The 20,681-nt window shown below is 44.5% G+C and carries 16 protein-coding genes; 9 read left to right on the forward strand and 7 right to left on the reverse strand.

The window, feature by feature from the left end; translation table 11 throughout:
* Positions 1-21: 21 nt before the first annotated feature.
* Entirely contained in the window at positions 22-1,665 is a 1,644-nt protein-coding gene (locus tag FAI41_05660) for a DAK2 domain-containing protein (protein ID QCE33122.1), read from the reverse strand.
* A 288-nt stretch (positions 1,666-1,953) separates the two neighbouring features.
* Between FAI41_05660 and uvrA the strand changes: the two genes are divergently transcribed.
* Entirely contained in the window at positions 1,954-4,908 is a 2,955-nt protein-coding gene (gene uvrA, locus FAI41_05665; protein QCE33123.1) for an excinuclease ABC subunit UvrA, read from the forward strand.
* Positions 4,909-5,039: 131 nt separating this feature from the next.
* Entirely contained in the window at positions 5,040-6,224 is a 1,185-nt protein-coding gene (locus tag FAI41_05670) for a magnesium transporter (protein ID QCE33124.1), read from the forward strand.
* A gap of 413 nt (positions 6,225-6,637) precedes the next feature.
* Here FAI41_05670 and FAI41_05675 read toward each other — a convergent pair whose 3' ends face one another.
* Both FAI41_05675 and FAI41_05680 read right to left on the reverse strand, forming a co-directional pair.
* The gene (locus FAI41_05675; protein ID QCE33125.1) at positions 6,638-7,786 is read right to left on the reverse strand and encodes a purine nucleoside permease; all 1,149 of its coding nucleotides are present in this window, start codon (positions 7,784-7,786) and stop codon (positions 6,638-6,640) included.
* Between the two features lie 24 nt (positions 7,787-7,810).
* Positions 7,811-8,413, reverse strand: coding sequence for a sel1 repeat family protein (locus FAI41_05680; protein ID QCE33126.1), 603 nt, complete (start codon positions 8,411-8,413; stop codon positions 7,811-7,813).
* Positions 8,414-8,523: 110 nt separating this feature from the next.
* Between FAI41_05680 and FAI41_05685 the strand changes: the two genes are divergently transcribed.
* Positions 8,524-8,928: a hypothetical protein gene (locus tag FAI41_05685; GenBank protein ID QCE33127.1), complete on the forward strand. Its 405-nt coding sequence runs from the start codon at positions 8,524-8,526 to the stop codon at positions 8,926-8,928.
* Positions 8,907-9,206: a hypothetical protein gene (locus FAI41_05690; protein ID QCE33128.1), complete on the forward strand. Its 300-nt coding sequence runs from the start codon at positions 8,907-8,909 to the stop codon at positions 9,204-9,206. Before FAI41_05685 ends, FAI41_05690 begins: the two co-directional genes overlap by 22 nt.
* A gap of 63 nt (positions 9,207-9,269) precedes the next feature.
* Here the strand turns inward: FAI41_05690 and FAI41_05695 are convergent, their stop codons facing one another.
* Positions 9,270-9,872 carry a sel1 repeat family protein gene (locus FAI41_05695; GenBank protein ID QCE33129.1) on the reverse strand — a complete coding sequence of 201 codons (603 nt, stop codon included), beginning with the start codon at positions 9,870-9,872 and terminating at the stop codon, positions 9,270-9,272.
* Positions 9,873-10,012: 140 nt separating this feature from the next.
* Positions 10,013-11,929: a molecular chaperone HtpG gene (gene htpG, locus FAI41_05700; protein QCE33130.1), complete on the reverse strand. Its 1,917-nt coding sequence runs from the start codon at positions 11,927-11,929 to the stop codon at positions 10,013-10,015.
* 256 nt (positions 11,930-12,185) lie between these two features.
* On the opposite strand from htpG, the gene FAI41_05705 reads away from it, so the two are divergent.
* Together FAI41_05705 and adhP are read left to right on the forward strand one after the other, a co-directional pair.
* Positions 12,186-13,907: an alpha-keto acid decarboxylase family protein gene (locus FAI41_05705; GenBank protein ID QCE33131.1), complete on the forward strand. Its 1,722-nt coding sequence runs from the start codon at positions 12,186-12,188 to the stop codon at positions 13,905-13,907.
* 67 nt (positions 13,908-13,974) lie between these two features.
* A complete protein-coding gene (gene adhP / locus FAI41_05710) occupies positions 13,975-15,039 on the forward strand; it encodes an alcohol dehydrogenase AdhP (protein ID QCE33132.1) in 1,065 nt (354 codons plus the stop codon).
* A gap of 90 nt (positions 15,040-15,129) precedes the next feature.
* Here adhP and FAI41_05715 read toward each other — a convergent pair whose 3' ends face one another.
* Positions 15,130-16,503: an NAD-dependent succinate-semialdehyde dehydrogenase gene (locus FAI41_05715; protein ID QCE33133.1), complete on the reverse strand. Its 1,374-nt coding sequence runs from the start codon at positions 16,501-16,503 to the stop codon at positions 15,130-15,132.
* 109 nt (positions 16,504-16,612) lie between these two features.
* On the opposite strand from FAI41_05715, the gene FAI41_05720 reads away from it, so the two are divergent.
* Positions 16,613-17,773, forward strand: a complete 1,161-nt coding sequence (locus FAI41_05720; protein ID QCE33134.1) for a radical SAM protein — start codon at positions 16,613-16,615, stop codon at positions 17,771-17,773.
* On the forward strand, positions 17,770-18,636 hold the full coding sequence (locus FAI41_05725) for a hypothetical protein (protein ID QCE33135.1): 867 nt from the start codon (positions 17,770-17,772) through the stop codon (positions 18,634-18,636). Before FAI41_05720 ends, FAI41_05725 begins: the two co-directional genes overlap by 4 nt.
* A 1-nt stretch (position 18,637) precedes the next feature.
* Here the strand turns inward: FAI41_05725 and FAI41_05730 are convergent, their stop codons facing one another.
* The gene (locus FAI41_05730) at positions 18,638-19,402 is read right to left on the reverse strand and encodes a DNA/RNA non-specific endonuclease (GenBank protein QCE33136.1); all 765 of its coding nucleotides are present in this window, start codon (positions 19,400-19,402) and stop codon (positions 18,638-18,640) included.
* 174 nt (positions 19,403-19,576) lie between these two features.
* Between FAI41_05730 and FAI41_05735 the strand changes: the two genes are divergently transcribed.
* Entirely contained in the window at positions 19,577-20,665 is a 1,089-nt protein-coding gene (locus FAI41_05735) for a hypothetical protein (GenBank protein ID QCE33137.1), read from the forward strand.
* Positions 20,666-20,681: the final 16 nt, after the last annotated feature.

The following is a 20,681-nucleotide window of genomic DNA, read 5'->3' on the forward strand; positions in this document are numbered from 1 at the left end:
GACGAGAATCCTTTCGTTCTTTTAAGCGTTTGAGGTATGGGTGCCGTTTTCATGGGCAAGGGCTTCAAAAACACGTGCAACACCTTCGGCACCTGCATCCGGAACACCAAGAATTTGTTCTGGCGGGACATAAGAGGCGCGACCAATTTGGGCCTTCATCGTTTTTGTCGCTTCTGCGCCTGCCCGTGCAAGCTTAGCCGTTTCTTCAATCGTGCCGCCTTTAGCAAGGCATTCCACTGCGGGACGTAAAACATCTAAAACGGTGCGGTCCCCAGGCTGGGCACCACCATATTCTTCCATTTTCTCAACACCACGTAATAGGCCTTGGCGCCAATCTTTATTTTCTGCTGCATTTGCAAAAAGAATGGAGAACAGAGCACCACTGCTACCGCCCGAATAACGTGACAGTAAACGTCCAACGGCACCAAAGAGGGCAGAAATATCCGCAAAAGGGAGATCTTTGTGGCAGGTGGCGATCCTTCTGGCGGCATCCGCATAAGTTGAGCCGCAATCCCCATCCCCTGCTTTGGCATCGAGGGAATTTAGAAAAGCCTCGTTGTTCTCTAAGGTTGTGGTGATGACCTGCATCAATTTTTCTATTCTGGGATTAGCACTCGCTGTTGCCCGTGCATTTGTTGGTAAAATGGGGACAGGCAAAGTCACAGGAGAGGTGGTGTAAGGAACCGGGCTTACCCAATAAGGTGCTTTGGTTGGTGCAGAAAGGAGCTCTAGGAATTGCGCTTGAGCGGGCATGATGGTCAGAGAGACGCCTGACATATCAAGAGACGTGCAAAAGGCAGCAGGCCCAATTAACATTTTTACCCTTTTGGAAAGGGGGGTGAGTGCCAGTGAGGAAATAATCGCTTGCGCTTCAATGATTGGCGTAATGCCAAGAATATTGACCAAAAGAAAAAAATCCCCCTCAGGCGCATTGGAAAGAAGGCGTTTTACCAATGTTTCCATAAGAGAGGTGAGGGGTTCGTAGGGAATAATTGCTGCCCCAGCTTCGCCGTGGATACCGATTCCGACCTCAACTTGATTTTCGGCAATACGGGTGGAGGGCTTGGCGTCATAAGGTGTACAACTCGTGAGCCCTAGACCCAGCGTATGTAGGTTTGCAGCAGCATTTCTAGCAATTTCTGCGACTTCCTCTAGGGATTTTCCAGCCTGAGCAGCCGCACCTGCAATTTTATGGATCAGGACAACACCTGCGAGGCCACGGGCTTTAGTGCCACCACCGAGGGCAATGTCATCACCGACAAGCACCATTTCGACTTTAAGCCCAAGGGCACGTGCTTCGGAAACGGCACTCCCAAAATTAAGGCGATCCCCCATATAATTTTTGACGATGACCAGACATCCTGCATCACCTGTTACAGCTAAAATGCCTGCAAGAATATCTTGTGATCCAGGGGAGGCAAACAGGGCACCACAAATAGCACCTGTTAGCATTCCCTCCCCGACAAATCCAGCATGCATTGGCTCATGTCCACTGCCACCGCCAGAGAGGAGGGCAACCTTTTTTTTGTCCAAATTTTTACGGAGAACGACACAGCTTCCGCCCTTGTTCTCAAGCATAGCCAGTTCGGTGCCATGAGAAGAGCAGAGTAGCCCTTCAACAGATTCTTTAACGATTGTATTTCGATGGTTGTAAAAACGTTTCATCTCTATAACTCCTGCTGCGTAGAGAAATTTCAGAAGGTACGAGGCTGATTTTTTTAAGATTTAAAGTTAAGAAAATGCAGGTATTTTCTCATCAGGGACTCGTTTTCTATAAAAAAGTTTGCACTTAATTTTTTTATTTGAAAATAGTTATTTTTTATTTTTTTAATCACTTTATTGATTTGTTTTTATCTCTTTCAAAGGATGGTGCAGAATGTGATAGACTGTGCGTCTATTGACCATTACGTCACTGATTATTTTGTTACTGGTAAAGCTTGAAAGTTAATTCTGATGTCTTCTCATTTCGCTCCGTCAGCCTCTTCTTCAAGTAAAAATCTGCCGAAAAAGGGGGGCAAAGAATATTTAAAAGGCCCCTGCATTCGGGTGCGGGGGGCACGGACGCATAACTTAAAAAATGTGAATGCCGATATTCCTAGAGATACTTTGACTGTCATCACGGGACTTTCCGGTTCCGGAAAATCTTCTTTGGCTTTTGATACGATCTATGCCGAAGGGCAGCGGAGATATGTCGAAAGTCTTTCTGCCTATGCCCGTCAGTTCCTTGAATTGATGGGAAAGCCTGATGTTGATTCAATTGAGGGGCTTTCCCCAGCTATTTCGATCGAGCAAAAAACAACCTCAAAAAATCCTCGCTCAACGGTTGGCACTATTACTGAGATTCACGATTATATGCGTCTTTTATGGGCGCGTGCCGGTGTGCCTTATTCGCCGTCGACAGGTCTGCCAATTGAGGCGCAATCGGTGAGTCAGATGGTGGATCGGGTGATGGCTTTACCAGAGAAAATCCGTCTTATGCTCATTGCGCCCGTCGTCCGTGGACGCAAGGGGGATGGCGCAAAAGATTTAGCCGAGTTGGCACAAAAAGGCTTTTCCAGAGTACGGGTCGATGGTGAAGTTTATGATATGGCTGATGTGCCGAAATTAAATCGCCGCACCCGTCATGATATTGATGTCGTTGTTGATCGTTTGGTTGTGCGAGAAGGGATCGAACAGCGCTTGGCAGATTCTTTAGAAACGGGTCTATCTCTTTCAGATGGTTTGATTTTTGTCGAAGAGGTACTGCCACCCTCTGCCCATCCGGAGGAGGGGAAAGAGCTTATTAAACTAAGCTTTTCCGCACGTTATTCCTGTCCGGTTTCAGGTTTTATGATTGAATCGATCGAGCCACGGCTTTTCTCTTTTAATGCCCCAATGGGAGCTTGTCCGACCTGTGATGGTTTAGGAACAGAAACGAATTTTGATGAAAATCTCATTGTGCCTGATGAGACATTGAGCTTGAAGGAGGGAGCGATTGCGCCTTGGCGGGATAATGGCTGGGATAAGGGCGATTTTTATGCGCAGACCTTAGAAGCGATTGCCAAACATAAAGGCGAAAAAACCTCTACAAAATGGCAAAATCTCAAAAAGGAAACACGTGATTACATTCTGCATGGGGGGGATGATCTTATTAAAATCCCTTATGTGGAAGGGACGCAAGTCCATATTGTTCGGCGTGTTTTTGAGGGGGTTATCGGCCAGCTAGAGCGCCGTTTGGCTAGGACAGATAGCAATCACATTAAAGAATATCTTGGGCGTTATCAGTCACAATCGCCTTGCCCTACGTGCCAAGGCGCACGTTTAAAGCCGGAGGCACTTTGCGTCAAAGTGGCTGGGGAAGATATTGCAAAAATTTCTGAAATGACCATTTCGGATGCTTTGAAATGGTTTGGTAGCGTGGAGAAAACGCTTACGCCACAAAGGGCTGAAATTGCCCATCGCATTTTAAAAGAAATTATTGAACGTTTACATTTTCTAGAACGTGTCGGATTGGATTATCTGACCCTTTCCCGTGGTTCCGCAACTTTATCGGGCGGAGAAAGTCAGCGTATTCGTCTGGCTTCACAGATTGGTTCCGGTTTAACAGGCGTGTTGTATGTTTTAGATGAGCCTTCAATTGGATTGCATCAGCGTGATAATGACCGTCTTTTGGAAATGCTGCGGCGTTTGCGAGATCTTGGTAATACGATTTTGGTGGTGGAACATGATGAGGATGCCATTCGCCAAGCGGATTATCTGATTGATATGGGGCCTCAGGCGGGTGCTTTAGGTGGAGAATTGATTGCTGCGGGCACACCAGGCGAGGTAGCGGAAAATCCGAAAAGCCTGACAGGGCAGTGGCTTGCCGGCAAGCGTGGGATTAAAGTCCCTGAAAAAAGACGCAAACCAAAGGGTTGGCTAACGCTAAAAGGCGCTTCAGGAAATAATCTTAAAACGGTGAATGTTAAATTTCCGCTGGGCGTTTTTACGGTTGTCACGGGCGTTTCGGGAAGTGGTAAATCAAGTCTTGTGATTGATACACTTTATAAAGCGCTAAGTCGGCGTCTCATGCGTGCCTCTGCGGTGCCGTTGGAATATAAGAGCCTTGAGGGGCTGGATCAGATTGATAAAATTATTGAAATTGACCAGTCGCCTATTGGGCGGACACCTCGCTCCAATCCAGCGACTTATACGGATTTATTTACCCCTATCCGTGAATGGTTTTCAGGATTGCCGGAGGCCAAAGCACGGGGATATAAGGCTGGACGTTTTTCCTTTAATGTTAAAGGTGGACGCTGTGAGGCCTGCCAAGGCGATGGGGTGTTGAAAATTGAAATGCATTTTCTGCCGGATGTTTTTGTGACCTGCGATACCTGCAAGGGGGCACGTTATAATAGGGAAACTTTAGAGGTGCGTTTTAGAGGTAAATCTATTGCGGATATTTTGGCGATGACTGTGGATGAGGCCTTGCCTTTCTTTGAGCCCATTCCTCGCATTCGGGATCGTCTCGCAATTTTACAACGTGTCGGACTTGGATATATCAAGCTTGGTCAGCAGGCCACCACGCTATCTGGCGGGGAGGCGCAGCGTGTGAAACTGGCAAAAGAGCTGGCAAAGCGGGCAACGGGAAAAACTTTTTATGTCCTTGATGAGCCAACAACGGGATTGCATACCGAAGATGTGGCTAAGCTGTTGGGGGTTCTCCAAGAGCTCGTGGATCAGGGCAATAGTATTTTGGTGATTGAGCATAATTTAGATTTGATTAAATCGGGCGATTATCTTATTGATGTCGGCCCTGAAGGTGGGGCCGGAGGCGGTGAAATTGTTGCTGTTGGGACGCCGGAGAAAGTGGTGAAGGTGGAAAAAAGTCATACAGGACGTTTTCTTGCGCCATTTTTGACACATCCTTTTAAGGGGGAGGAAAGTTAGGCTTTCCTTCCTTCCTAAAAATCTGTTATCGGTTCATCTGTTACATTTGCTTGTAAGGGTGCGTGTTTGCGTCGCCGCATTCTGCTGGCCTCGCTGGCTTTTTTGAATCCTCTGAGAAGTAGAGAGGTTTTATGAATCATGAAAAAAATAAACGGCCTGCTTCTTTGATACAAAAAGGCACCAAAACGCCTATACCGCCACCGGGGGCCTCTGTTGTGCCGGCAGCTCCGATACCTTTTCCTCTCCCTTTGTGGGCTTGGCAGGTGCATGGTGAAAAAGTTCAAAAATATGCTTTTAATGCTGAAACGCCTCTAGAACAGCTGGCGGAAGATCTCGATGCAGAAGGGCTATTGCCGACCAAAGCAGGGGATTGGGAGTCAGAAGTCAATCGCTATCTGTCTTCTTCCGAAGATATTGAGGGAAGTGAAGAGGAAGAAAGGTGGTGGTGGATTCATTTTCCGACCATCTCGCCTAGAATTGTACAGAAAATAGAAGAGGTAGGTCTTTTCCCAGAAGACGTCTCCTTGGTCTTAAGTGAGCCGGAACCTGGTGTCGCTTTGGAAGTAGAGGAAGGGGTCGTTTGGGGGGCGTTTCCTGGATTTGATGCAGAACAATCGCCCGATGATGGGGATTTCGCAACATGGCGGTTTGTGATGAATGAAAATCTTCTTATCACAACGTCTGATATGGTTGTCCCTGAATTGGAAAAAGCAGGGCGTGGTCTTTCCGCACGTCATGCAAGCCTCGTTCCCTTTACACCAGCAGAATTAGTTGACCAGATTTTACGAGAATTTGCGCTTAGAGTGCGCCGCCAGATTGATAAATTAGATGATTCTCTGGATGAGCCGGAGGTGGATCTGGTTGTTAAACATCGGGAACAAAGAGGCATCCGAACGGCTTTAGGGCGTATTCGGCGGCGTTGTACGGAGCTTCGCCGTGTTCTTTCACCGGTGAGCCGTGTGTTGCAGGAATATGATTTAAGATTGCCAAAATGGGCAGATTCTTTGCAAGAGCAGGGGGAGCAGCAGGTTAAAACAGCACTTGATGATCTTCAAGCTTTGCAGGATCGTTCACGCTCTTTGCAGGATGAATTGGCCTCTAATCAGGTCGCTGAAACCAATGATCGTCTTTATATTCTTTCCGTGGCAACGACTTTGATGGTGCCTGCGACCTTGGTAACAGGGTTTTTCGGGATGAATACGAGCGGAATGCCCTTTGCGGAGGGAACCTTTGGAACCGTTTATGCAGGTCTGACATGCTTTTTCTGCATGGGGCTTTTCTGGCTCCTCATTCGCTTAAGCAACCGTAAATTCTAGGGTATCCAGCTACTTGACTTTTAGCGGGTTTTTTTATTATAATATTGATACTGAATTATAGAGACGGAGATTGGCACCGTTCTGTTGTTTTTTTTTGGCGATGATAGTTTGTCCTTTTATCTGTCCTCGAGCCGCCCCTTCTTTAATCTCGTCTATTTCAAATTTTGGAATAAGCCTGTTAGCGAATTATGTAAGTAAATTTTCGGAAGAAAGGGAGAATGATATGAGTGCAAAAGATAATAAAAATTTGGTTGTAGGGTCTATGGGGGCTTGGTGCAATCAGATGGATAGATTTGTTGGAGCAAAAAATTAAATAGTCTGTGTGCCAGCCGTATAGTGCCTTATAACCATGTAATACCCCACCAGTTTTAAGCCTTGCCTTCTATTAAGGAAGACAAGGCTTTTTTATGTGCTTATTTTTTAGGCGTCAGGCTTGGGAGTGTGTCTTTGTATTTATCCCAATGTTTGACGAGTTCTTTGACGACAGGTTCACCGGCACGTTCGTTATTGTCAAAGGCGATAACTTGCCCATCTCCCTCATTGCCCATAGAGATTTCTGCTGAAATGCCTTGAGGTGGTAAGCAGAAATTACTACCCGAACGTAAGACCATGACACGCTGAGGATCAATTAAATCCTGTTTGGCCAAGCGGCGCATTTCAATTTGATTGGTCTGGCTTTCCTCATTGGTCATCACAAAGCGGCCTTTTTGATTTGTCCAAAGCTTGACCCAATCTCTTGCCCATTGCGTTCTTTCCTCGCCATGCCAGTAACGAAGCGCCCCGAGGGTTTCGCCGAGCATAATTTTAGGTGCTTTGGTGGCCTCTGGGTAATTTTTCCATTGTGCTTTCTCCGCATCCGTTAATTTCAGAGAAGACAGTTTTGCACTTTGACTGATCTGATAGGCCCAGTCGGTTAGTGATGGATTAAGAGGATAGGCTTTGGAAAGCTGTGCCACATCGGTTACAGAGCCATAATGGTTGGGGTCTTTTGGAAGCGTGTTCGGCGTGTCTGCGCCAATCGCCCAGAGGCCATAAGGCCAGCTTTTTGGGATTTTACGGTCATCAATTTCACGTAGCGCATCGCCATCGACAACCCATCTTGCCCAAGCAACAGAGCCGACAGATGCTTCTTTAGGGTCAATTCCAGAAATGCCAGTGAAAATCCAATAAGTTTTTTTCAGGTCAAATTTCGGATCTAGAGCAAGAGCGGAAAGATCGAAAATACCGTCCTTTAAAACGATACCGTAAACGCCCTCTTTATTACGACGAAGGACTTGGGTTTTAACCCCATGAATAGGGACTTTCTGATCTAAATGAAGGCGCTCCACCCAGAATTGATATTCTCCTGGTGCATCGCCGATATCTTTGCCATTTTCCCAACCGGCAACAATAATGACTTTGGGAGTTTGGATATTTTTTTTATTAGAGGAATCTTTTGATGAGAAGCTATTGCTTTCTGAGATTGTACCAGCGTTTGATTTTGAATCCGAAGTTTGGTTAACGATAATTCCAATACAGGAACTTAAAAGAAGGAGAGCGCTGAGAGATAAAAGTTTTTTCATGATTTTCTTTTGTCTAATATTAAGTTAGTTTTCGCATTCAAGCCCATCTTTTTCTATTTTTTTTAAGGTTGTTATTTTTTCATCGCAGAAAGGAATATTTCCCCATTCGGGGGAGGAAATCGCCTGATGGACCCAATCCTTTGCACGGCGGCAGTCTTTTGCCACGCCTACGCCTTTTGCATAGGCTTGCGCTAAATGGATTTGCGCACAGAGATTATTTTGCAGGGCGGATTTTTCAAACCAATCAAAAGCCTGTTTTAAGTCCACCTGCTTGCCGCCCGCCCCAGAGGCATAAGCCAAACCGAGATAATCCTGGGCTCTTGATTCACCTTTTTTAGCGGCCTCCTCAAACCAGATGACCGCTTGATAATAATCTTGCCCAATAAGTTTTTCATCAGCTTGGATTTGGGTTTCTGTCAGAATTAAACCACCATTGCCACCGTACCAATAATGTGTGCCAAGATATAATTGCGCTTCTGTATTTCCGGCCTCTGCCTGCTCTTTCAAGGCAGAAAGTTTCCAATATTTGTATGGGCTTAAACTTGAAAAAACCAGTGTATCCTGAGCCTGGGCTGATTGGAAGAATCCTAACAAAAACGGGATCCAAATTATTTTTTGCCATTTCATAAAATGCCCCTTGTTCCTGTGTAGAGAATCGTTTCAAGCTGGAGGTGCTTCTTCAAGCTTTAACAGGCTTTAACGAGAATGAAAGGAAGAAAAAAATGGTAAGGGAGCATATGACTGACGAACCGGAGGAGGAGAGCGGTGAGATGATCCATGTTCGCGGACAGAGGCCAAATGGCGGTGGCGGTATTCGACCGAATAATCCGGGCTTTATTCCGCCGGCACCGCATGTCAATTCGGGGGTGTCCAGACCGGAATTGGGTGGAGGCGGCAATGGTTTATACCAAGGAGATATTATTAAAGATATCGTCCCGCCCCCTGCAAAAGATGGCAAAGCCTATATCATTGCCGGCACAATTATCGGTGGTGTAAGAACGGGTACACAAGAGGATGAAACGATTACAGGCGCAACGATAGAAGATGCAACGATTATTATCCATCCTGATTCAGCCCATCCGCAAGCAGGTGGAAAAACCGTTCACACGAAACTGTCACATTGCATATTTCACCAAAAGTAGGCACGATTACACATTATACCGTTGCGGATATAGGAGTACCTGTTTCAGATGAAGCGGGAAGCGCGGATGGCGGTTCTCAGAAGAATACCCATCCCTTTGAGCCGATGAAGACAGGTTTGCCAACCGATATTCTGATTGATCCTGCTACTTTTTACCCTAAACCCGGGGAACCTTTATCGCCACCGGTATCACTGGAAAAACCTGATCCAGCGCCACAGCCTGCACCGGCGCATCATAAAAGGCATCACCATCATCACCATAGGCATCATAAACATTGAATTACTGTGATTTAAAACGAGAAAAAGGCGGATGAAATTTCATCCGCCTTTTTTAGAAAAATTTTAATCTGTGCATTCAATTCCTTCTTTTTCTATTTGGTCTAAGGTTTTAGATTTTTCATCGCAAAAAGGAAGCCATATCATGGGTTCCCATTCAGGGGAGGAAATTGCCTGATGGACCCAATCCTTTGCACGGCGGCAGTCTTTTGCCACGCCTGCGCCTTTTGCATAGGCTTGCGCTAAATGTATTTGCGCACAGAGATTATTTTGCAGGGCGGATTTTTCAAACCAATCAAAAGCCTGCTTTAAATCCACTTTCTTGCCCGCCCCAGAGGCATAAGCCAAACCGAGATAATCCTGGGCTCTGGATTCTCCTTTTTTAGCAGCCTCTTCAAACCAGATCACCGCCTTGTAATAATCCTGTTCAACCATTTTTTCATTGGCTTGGGCTTCTGTAAGCGCAATTAAGCCATCGCCCCCATACCAATAAACCCTGCCAAGATATAATTGCGCTTCTGTGTTTCCGGCCTCTGCCTGCTCTTTCAAGGCAGAAAGTTTCCAATATTTGTATGGACTTAAACTTGAAAGAACCAGTGTATCCTGAGCCTGGGCGGACTGAAAAAAGCCCAACAAGAACATGATGAAAATGATTGTTTGCCGTCTCATAAAATCTGCCTTGTTTTGATTAAGGGAATTATCCCAAGCTGGAGGTGTCTTTTAAAACTTTAATTTGATTTGATAAAAATAAAAGGCAGAGAATTGCTTCTCTGCCTTTCCAGTTTATACAGGTATTTTTTAGAAAAACCTTATTTTGCCTCACCGGCTAAAAGATCAGAGATCATTCGGGTGAAGCTGGTTGGGTCTTTAAGATGTTCGCCATCCTGTAAACGTCCAAGGCTCATCAGAATTTCAGGATAGTGGCCGAGGTCTTCGCCTTTTTCAGCTTTTTTCGCCAGCATCGCAATCAATGGGTGGCGTGGGTTAAGCTCTAAAGTAGGCTGAGAAACCGGGACTTCCTGACCTGTACGGCGTAGAAGCTGCTGCAAAGCGGCATCTGGCCCCCCATCAGAGCTTAGAATCAACGCACTTTCGCTGAGATTATCGGTTGGACGCACTTCTTTGACCTGATCACCGAGAAGTTCTTTGAGGCGTGTATCCAGCACCTCTAAATTTGCAGCTTCACCCTCTGGTTCAGGAGCTTTGATGTCTTTTAAATCTTCATCGCTGTCGGTAACGGATTTTAATTTTTTGCCTTCGAATTCATGGAGGCGTTCTGGCCAGAAACTATCGACAGGATCGCTTAAGAGCAGAACTTCGATGCCACGGGCACGGAATTTCTCCAAATGAGCGGAATGACGCAAGGCATCATGTGATTCCCCTGTAATATAATAGATGCTCTTTTGACCTTCTTTCATACGGCTGACATAGTCGGAAAGTGTCGTCCAGCCATCCGGATTTTCGGTCGAGTGGAAAAGAGAAATTGCCGCAATTTTAGAACGGTAATCGGTGTCTTCCCAGATACCTTCTTTGAGGACAGCTCCGAAATTCCCCCAGATTTTCTCAAAAGAAGATTTTTCCTCTTCTGACTTTTCGTTATCTGTGGCGATTTTTTCAAGCGCTGAGAAAGCTTTGCTTGTAACGGCTTTCCGAATACGGGCTAAGGTTGGCGTTGCTTGGAGCATTTCACGGGAAACATTTAGCGGTAGGTCGGATGTATCGACCACACCGGCATAGAAACGTAGCCAAGCCGGTAGAAGTTCGGCCTCGTCTGTAATGAACATGCGGCGGACGTAAAGTTGGATTTTACTTTCACGTTCCTGACGAGAGAAAAAGTCGAAAGGACGCTCGCTCGGTACAAAAAGAAGGGCAGAAAATTCTGTCATTCCCTCCGCATGCCAATGCAGAATTTCCGCAGGCTTGTCAAAATTATGGGTTAGGCCGTGGTAGAAGGCAGAATATTCTTCATCTTCCACTTTACTTTTAGGCTGGCTCCAAAGCGCTTTACCTTTATTAAGGGGGGTAAACTCGGCTTTGCCGTCTTTTTCCTCTTCCAAGGTGACCGGCCAAGAAAGGTGCGAGACCCATTTATCTGCGATTTCATGGATACGGCCTGTCTTTAAAAATTCTTCAGCATCTTCTTTAAGATGAAGGATAATTTCCGTTCCGGCTTTTTCTCTGGTGGCGGGCTCGAGCGTATAAGCGCCTTTACCATCGGAATGCCATTTCCAAGCTTCGTCTGTACCGGCTTTTTTAGAAATCACATCAACAGAATTTGCAACCATAAAGGCAGAATAGAAACCAACCCCGAATTGGCCGATAAGGTTGGGACGATCCTTGCTGTCGGCATTGCGAAGTTTTTCCTCAAAGGCTTTTGTTCCGGAGCGAGCAATTGTTCCGAGATTTTGTGCAAGCTCCTCACGGCTCATACCAAGTCCTTGATCGGAAACAGTGAGGGTTTTGGTTTTTTCATCGGCTTTAACAATGATGGGTGCTTCGGCAGGTAAAGCAAGGCTGGCATCGCTTTGCGCTTCGAAGCGCCGTTTATCGGTGGCATCTGCCGCATTGGCAAGAAGTTCACGCAGGAAGATTTCCCGTTCTGAATAGAGGGAATGAACAACGAGATCGAGCAAACGTCCAACCTCGGCATTAAATTCATGGCGTTCAACAGTATTGTCAGCCCCTGTAGAGGCTTTATTGGTTTTTTTTGAATCAGTTGTAGTCATGTTTCATCTCTTTAGAAAACAGGCGGGAATGCACGTTATCAGAGCCGCCCAACAGTCTTTGTCTTTACGAGATGGGGGGTGAAGTACTTAAATTCAACAGGTGGGTTTTAGGAGAGGTTATTTAGGTATAAAGTAAGCTGGAATTCATTCGAGATTCTTTAATCACAGTTTCTTCTAGATAGAAGTTTTATTATGAGATAATAGATGGAGCTGTAACGAAAATCCGGGTTTCTTAATTTAAGGATTGAACAGAATTATGTCTTATACCGTTGGACAATATCTAGCAGATCGCTTGGTTCAAATTGGACTTAAAGATCACTTCGCTATCGCCGGGGATTACAACCTCGTTCTATTAGATCAATTTCTGAAAAATAAAAATTGGAATCAAATTTACGATTGTAATGAATTAAACTGTGGTTTTGCCGCTGAAGGTTATGCACGTGCCAATGGGGCAGCCGCTTGCGTTGTGACCTATACAGTGGGTGCAATTTCTGCCATGAACTCCGCCCTTGCTGGTGCATATGCAGAAAACCTACCTGTTCTTTGTATTTCAGGTGCACCAAACTGCAATGATTATGGTTCAGGCCGTATTCTCCACCATACCATTGGGAAGCCGGAATTTACACAGCAACTTGATATGGTCAAGCATATTACGTGTGCTGCGGAATCCGTTACACAAGCCAGCGAAGCGCCTGCGAAAATTGACCATGTCATTCGCACGATGTTGCTTGAACAAAGACCAGCCTATATTGATATTGCCTGCAATATTTCCGGTATGGAATGCCCACGTCCAGGTCCAATCGAAGACCTATTGCCACAATATGCGGCAGACAATAAATCTTTGACAAGCGCCATTGATGCGATTGCAAAGAAAGTGGCCGCTTCTGAAAAAGTGACTCTTTATGTCGGTCCTAAAGTTCGCCCAGGAAAAGCAAAAGAAGCTGCAGTTGCTCTTGCAGACGCACTTGGCTGTGCGGTGACAGTCGGCCCAGCTTCCATGTCTTTCTTCCCCGCAAAACATCCAGGTTTCCGTGGAACCTATTGGGGTATTGTTTCTACAGGCGATGCCAACAAAGTTGTTGAAGAAGCAGAGACATTGATTGTCTTAGGGCCAAATTGGAATGACTACGCAACCGTTGGTTGGAAAGCATGGCCAAAAGGTCCGGGTGTTGTCACAATTGATGAAAAAAGTGCACAAGTTGACGGACAGGTTTTCTCTGGCCTCAACATGAAAGCGCTTGTTGAAGGTCTTGCTAAAAAAGTTTCTAAGAAACCAGCAACCGCAGAATCAAGCAAAGCACCTCATTTTGAATATCCTGTTGCTAAGCCAGATGCAAAATTGACCAATGCAGAAATGGCTCGCCAGATCATGGCTCTTTTGGATGACAATACAACATTGCATGCAGAAACAGGTGATTCATGGTTCAATGTGAAAGACATGAACTGGCCAAATGGTTTGAGAATTGAAACCGAAATGCAATATGGTCATATCGGCTGGTCTATTCCTTCAGGATTTGGCGGTGCGATCGGTTCTCCAGAGCGTAAGCACATCATTATGTGCGGTGATGGTTCCTTCCAGCTAACTTGCCAGGAAGTCAGCCAGATGATCCGTTACAAATTGCCTGTGACAATCTTTTTGATTGATAATCACGGCTATGGCATTGAAATTGCTATTCATGATGGCCCATACAACTACATCCAAAACTGGAACTTTGCGAAGTTGATGGAAGTCTTCAATGGCGAAGGCGAAGAATGCCCTTATTCCCATAATAAGAATGGGAAAAGTGGTCTCGGCTTAAAAGCAACCACACCTGCAGAACTTGCAGATGCGATTAAACAAGCAGAGGCAAATAAAGAAGGCCCAACTTTGATTCAAGTCGTCATTGATCAGGACGATTGCACCAAAGATCTGCTAACATGGGGTAAAGAAGTTGCAAAAACAAATGCACGTTCCCCTGTCGTTACAGACAAGGCCTAATTCCTAAATAAGATAATCCCACCCCAACAGGTGGGATTATTTTTTTGAATATCCGGGAGATAAAATTATGAAAGCTGTATGTTGCGGTAAAGACCATAGCATTGTTATCGAAGAGAAGCAGCTTCGTCCGATTAAACCAACAGAAGTTCGCCTTAAAATGGAGCGTTGCGGTGTCTGTCATACAGATTTGCACGTTGCACATGGGGATTTTGGTGACAAAACAGGTACCACTTTAGGTCATGAAGGCGTTGGTAAAGTCGTTGAAGTCGGCCATGATGTTGCTGAAATGATGGGGGAAGGCGCTCTGAAGATCGGTGATCGTGCTTCTGTCGCTTGGTTCTTCCGTGGGTGTGGTCGTTGTGAATATTGCGTCAATGGGGATGAAACTCTTTGCCGTCAAGTTGAAAATGCCGGCTTTACCGTTGATGGCGCTATGGCAGAAGAGTGCATTGCACCTGCTAACTATGCTGTGAAAGTGCCAGAGGGTCTTGACCTATCTGAAGCATCTTCTATTACCTGTGCAGGCGTCACAACTTATAAAGCCGTTAAAAACTCCAAAGTGGCTCCGGGTCAATGGATTGTTGTTTTTGGTATTGGTGGTCTTGGAAATCTTGCCGTTCAGTGGGCTAAAAATGTTTTTGGTGCCCGTGTGATTGCCGTTGACGGAAACCAGACAGCATTGGATTTTGCAAAAGAATTGGGTGCAGATCATGCGCTTAATGCTTTTGATAAAGATCTCGTCACCCAAATTCAGGATCTTACAGGCGGTTCTAAACCAATCGGACATGGTTTGGTCGCTGGTGGTGCCCACGCAGCAATCGTTACAGCGACAGCTAAAGCCGCCTTTAATGCCGCTGTGAACTCTGTACGTGCTGGCGGTACCGTTGTCGGTGTCGGTCTGCCTGTGGAAACGATGGATCTTTCTATTCCACGTTTGGTTCTCGATGGGATTAAGATTGTCGGTTCTTTGGTCGGTACCCGTGAAGATCTTCGTGAAGCCTTTGAATTTGCTGCTCAAGGCAAAGTGAAATGCAAAACAGAAGATCGTCCGATCGCAGATGCACCAAAAATCTTTGAAGAAATGCATCAGGGTAAAATTCGTGGCCGTATGGTTATTAATTTCGACCTATAAGCTTTGAAAAAGAAGCTGCCTTTTTAAAAGGCTAAAATGGAAAGGGCGCTGATTTTTCAGCGCCCTTTCTGATTATCTGATGAAGTCGTTTTATTTTTGAATATTGATGAGTTTCATATTCATAAACTCTAAGATTCCATCATGTGCGAGATCACGCCCATATCCTGAATTTTTGACACCACCAAAGGGCGCATTTGGACTGGTGAAAAGCGCGCCATTTACAGAGAAAGAACCGCTATCTATTTTTTTTGCGATTTCAATCCCACGTTTTTCATCTCCTGTTTGGATGGAACCAGAAAGGCCATATTCGCTTTCATTGGCGAGATCAATGGCTTCCTGATCTGTTTTGACACGGTAGAGATGTGTGACAGGGCCAAAAAATTCTTCTTTGCGAATTTCTTTCCCTTCAAGACCTGTCATTAAGATTGGCTGAAAGAAATAGCCTTTTTTTGGAACCGGCGCACCAATGGTCTCAACGGTAACACCTTGTTTTTTGGCCTCTTCAACCTGCTGGTTTAAGTGCTCTAAGGCGGCCTTACTGACAAGTGGCCCTAAGGTTGTTGTTTGATCTTTTGGATCACCGGCTTTTAAGGATTTTACGGCTGCTTTGTAGCGAGTGAGAAATTCATCATAGATTTCATCCATGATAATCATTCTTTTTGGCGAGATGCAGATTTGGCCGGCATTAAAGTGACGGGCAAAGACAGCGGTTTGGACAGCTTTTTCTAAAGAGGCATCTTCTAAGACGATAAAAGCATCTGCGCCACCAAGCTCTAAAGTTGATTTTTTAATATATTTAGAAGCGATACCCGCAACAATAGAGCCTGCCTTGGTGGAGCCAGTGAGGGCGACACCACGTATTCTTTGGTCTTTTAAAATCTCTTCTGTCTGTTCATTGGTTGAATAGATATTTTGAAAAACACCTTCTGGAAGTCCAGCCTCTCTCATAAGTTTTACAATCATTTCTGCACATTGCGGCACACAGGGCGCATGTTTTAGCAGAACGACATTTCCACCGGCAATTTGAGGTGCTAAAATTCTAAAAACTTGGAAAAAAGGCACATTCCAAGGCTCAATGGCCCAGATAATCCCTTGAGGTGTTGGGTAAAGAACGGAATCTCCTTCGTTCTCCGTAAGTTTTTTGATCTTTTGCGGCTTTAGAATTTCTTCAGCATGATCGGCATAGTAATCGCAAATATTTGCACAAAGAGTGATTTCCCATTCCCCTTCATGAAGAAGTTTTCCGACTTCATCGGCCATAAGCGCTGTATAATCATTGAGATTTTCTTTAAGGAGAGAGGCTGCTTTATGAAGAATTTTAGAGCGTTCGGCAAAGGACGTTTTACGCCATTTGAGGAAAGCTTCATGGCCTTTGTTTAGAATGACTTTAATATCTGTTGCTGTCGCATCTGGAAAAGTTTTTAATGTTTCTTCTGTGTAAGGATTGATACTGGTATAAGACATAATGGCTTCCTTTAGGTAACTATATCAAGATAGATGCTATCTGAGATATATTGCGTTGGTAAAGTGATATTTGCCGATATGTAACGCTGTCTGAAGCGTGGGATTTTTAATGGCAGAATGGGCAAGCATGCTTTCAAAAATGAAATCTTATCTCTCGCAGAAAATTTGGCAAACAGGGGAGAATATTGTTGCCGTAATTCCGAAAGCTTTGGATGTTTCTGTGACCGATTATTGCAATGCCGGTTGTAATTTTTGCGGTTTTAATAAGCATCTTAAAAAAGGAACAAAACGCCATTTTCTAGAGGCAGAAAGCTTTATTGCCAGTTTACCTCTTTTAAAAGAGAATGGTTTTTCTTTTATTAATTTCCAAGGCGGTGAACCTTTACTCCATCCTGATATTTTACAATTGGTGAAAGAAGTTACCAAAGCTGGTATGAAGGCAGATCTTATTACCAATGGTTGGAAGTTGCCGGAAATGGCAGATTCTTTAATTGATGCGGGCCTTCATTGTCTTTTTGTTTCCTTGGATAGCGATGTCATTGAAAAACATGAGCAAAATCGGCAATTAAAAGGTTTGGGAAAGCGTTTAAAACAAGGCATTTCTATAATACTGGCAGCCGGTATTCCTGTGATTGCCTCTGTCACAGTTTCTAAACTTGTGAATCCTTTGAGGTTACCACCTCTTTTAAAAGCGTTTGGTTTTAGCGGTGTGACATTTTCTTATCCACGTCAAAAACCCTTTGCTTCAAGTTCGCTAGTGTATGGCGAACACTCGGATCTTGTGTCTTTTTCACAAGAGACGTTGGATGATTTTTTAGAAAAGATGAAAGCGCTTAAAAAACTTTTCCCGATGTTAAATCCGATTGCGGGAATTGAGGATATTCAGCGCCATATTGCCAATAAAAAAGAATATTTTCCCTGTATTGGCGGCTTTAAATATTATTATTTAGATTGGAATTTAAATCTTTGGCGCTGTGAAGCTTGGCATAAACCTTTTGGAAAATTAACAGATTTAAAAATCATTCCAGAGGATCGGAGTCATTGTACCAATTGTATGCTTTCCTGCTATCGTGATCCAAGCGTTTTAATGTATGCGCCCTTACTTGCAGGCGATGCTATGAAAGCTTTTGCTTTGCAGCATAAGATAGAATCTCTGCGTTTTATTTTTGCATGGAAATTTTGGATTTCCTTAGGTGCTGGATTACAGGATTCTTTGCTTTATTGGCGTATTTTTCGAGGTCATCAGAGAAAGAATTGTAAGAGAGTATGAGAGTCTTTTTTTCTTTACGTCCCTTTTACTTTGTGAGTTTTTTTGTTGGGGCAGGTCTTTTAGCCGGGTGCGCCAAAGTTTACTGGCGTGAAGGACCATGTGATACGAAATCAGGCAAACCGGAAATGCGTTTTGATTTTTCAGGTGGCTTAAAAAAGGCAGAGCGCCAAAAAGATATTGAGACAGCATCCTGTGAACAAAATCGTCTCAAAATAGAACGTAAAGATCGTGAGAAAAACGCACATCTTTCTGAAATTTATCCTCGTCTTCAGCCTTTGCCGCAGCCAAGTGAAGCCCTCGAATTATTAGAGGGAAAAATAGACCGTCATTTTTATAGTGAAGATGGTGGTTTACTGGAAATTAAAAATTGTTCGGAGGGTAAATGCGCCCCAGAGGATAGTCGTCGTAAGATTAATCCTAATCTTTATGAAGTCTATAATGGCAGTCAGAATGATTCTTTTTCTATTCTTTATAAGGACGCTTCAAAAAGCGCTTTTGAAAATTGCCCCTCTGGACAATATGCGTATTGGAATATTCAGATTGAGCGTTATGCGACACCTTTTGGTGATATGCAGAAAGCACCTGCTTTGGTCCGCTTAGGATGTACGGCGAATTGGTCAGACCCTTTTGCTGCGCCCGAAACAGAGGAGCGAGTTTCTGTACAAAATCTTTCTCTATCAAGAGTACCGTATCTGTCGGGCGATAGTTCTGCGAAAGCATTGCCACAACCGCAACATCCTTCTTCAGAACCTGAACCTGTAATTAGTCCGCATATCCAGTCTTTTTTTCCTGATTCTGCGAAACCGACCCTTCATAATAAAAGGGCTAATAATCTTTATAAGGATTTGCGCCCGGAGGAATAGGTTAGAGACCCGGCCAATGGGCAGGATTGAGCTTGCTATTGATTTCACTCTCAGACACACCGGGAAAAAGGCCGATATAGCAAAGATTTTCGATTTCCTGCACGCTGCTGGAAACACAATGCAGCGGGGCGGCATTATTGCAAATCACAGCCGCCGTCCCTTGGCGGGGAACATAAATAATTTTCCAGATTTTTTCAGGCAGTTTGGCACGGTTTTTGCCAAAAAACTGTGGGGAATCGCCAAAAATAACACCGGTTAAGACATTTAATCCACCATATTCCGTAACAATTTTACGGGTATTCTCTTCAATTGTTTTCCATGTTTTTTGTTTTAGTGTGGGATCACTTGGGATGATATTGCTGATAAAAGCACTTTGCTGCTTCGCTTTCGGGCTAGACATATCCTCCGTTGGGGCAAGCGCAAGGGGTTTCCATGGGCTGTCCTGATAATCTGTTAGCGCGGCGCTTTGATTGAGTCTGGGGTCTTTCGTAATGCCTATTTTGGGCATATTGGCATTTTGAGAAGCTTTTGCCTGTTCAGGTGTTAAATGTTCTGCGGCCCAAAGCGGTGAACGCCGAGAGCTGGAATAGCCAACAGCATAATTATCGTTGCAGATGACTTCACCAGCTGTTGGAAACTCGCCAGCAGCAGCAAAACGAGGGCATTGCGCAAAGCTTTTATGGGACAGCAAAAGAAGAAAAGAAAATGTAAAAAGACAAAATGAATGGGCACGAAAAATAGAAAAAAAGGAGGAGTTTTCGGGCATCTTGTTTCACTGAGCATTCAAAGAAAATGTTATTTCTTTTTAAGGGGAATCTTTTGGCACTTTAGCGTTATTTTTTCGGAGAATGAAGGGGAATGCTTGAATCTCTTTCTCAGAAGCCTCATATTTTTTGAGAAAAGAGAAATTTTTTAAAAATTTAAGAAAAGAGATCTTAAGATGCGCAATAAGTGGATGATATATGGTGCCAATGGCTATACAGGAAAGCTTATTGCCGAATTGTCAGAAAAAATAGGCCTCTCTCCTGTTTTGGCAGGGAGAAACGTAAAAGCGCTGAAGACATTAGCGATTAAGCTCGATCTTGAATATCGGGTTTTTTCTTTAGATCAGCCGCAGGAAATCATCCATGCCCTTCAAGATATTAAGGTTGTTCTAAATTGTGCAGGGCCTTTTGTCATTACCTGTGCGGAGATGGTGGCAGCTTGCCGCCAAACCAAAACACATTATCTGGATATTACAGGTGAAGCAGGTGTTTTTGAACAGGCGTATGCGGGGCACCAAGAAAATGAGACTGCGGGTATCGTTGTTTGCCCCGGTGCAGGCTTTGATGTTGTTCCAACGGATTGTCTCGCTTCTGTGCTCAAATCAGCCATGCCGAATGCAACGATGCTTTCGCTCGGTTTTCAAACGGAGATGAAACCTTCTCGTGGCACGTTTCTAACGATGTTGCAGGATTTGGGTAAAGGGACAATGGTGCGCCATGATGGGAAAATTGTCCGTGTCCCCTTTGGTAAAATACAGCGCATGGTAAATTTTTCTCAGAATCCGATCAATGCTGTTTCAATCCCTTGGGGCGATGTTCAAACAAGCTATTATACGACAGGGATTCCAAATATTACGGTTTATGTTCCAATGGCTCCGGGAAGGGTTAAGTTCATGGCTTGGCTTGAAAAGAAGAATGGCTTTTTAACCAAGACAGGCATTAAAAGATTTATTGCAAATTATGTAAAAAGGAATATGAGCGGCCCAACGCTGGAACAGCGGGGTAAAAATCCTGCCTATATTTGGGGAGAGGTGCGAGATGCTGAGGGAAATAGTGTCATAGGACGTTTTAAGACACCTAATCCCTATACGTTGACACTTTGCTCTGCGCTGATGACGGTGCGTTTTTTGCTGAAATATGAGGGAAAAGGCGGCTATTTTACCCCCTCTCAATTGATGGGAGAAAAATGCGTTGAAGCCTTGCCGGGGGTCACACAAATGACATTAAAAAGAATCGAAACCTCTGGGAATGGGTTAAGTTTTTAAAAGCAAAGGAAGAAAA

The sequence above is a fragment of the Acetobacteraceae bacterium genome (assembly GCA_004843165.1).
In the GTDB taxonomy this organism is placed as follows: Bacteria; Pseudomonadota; Alphaproteobacteria; order Acetobacterales; family Acetobacteraceae.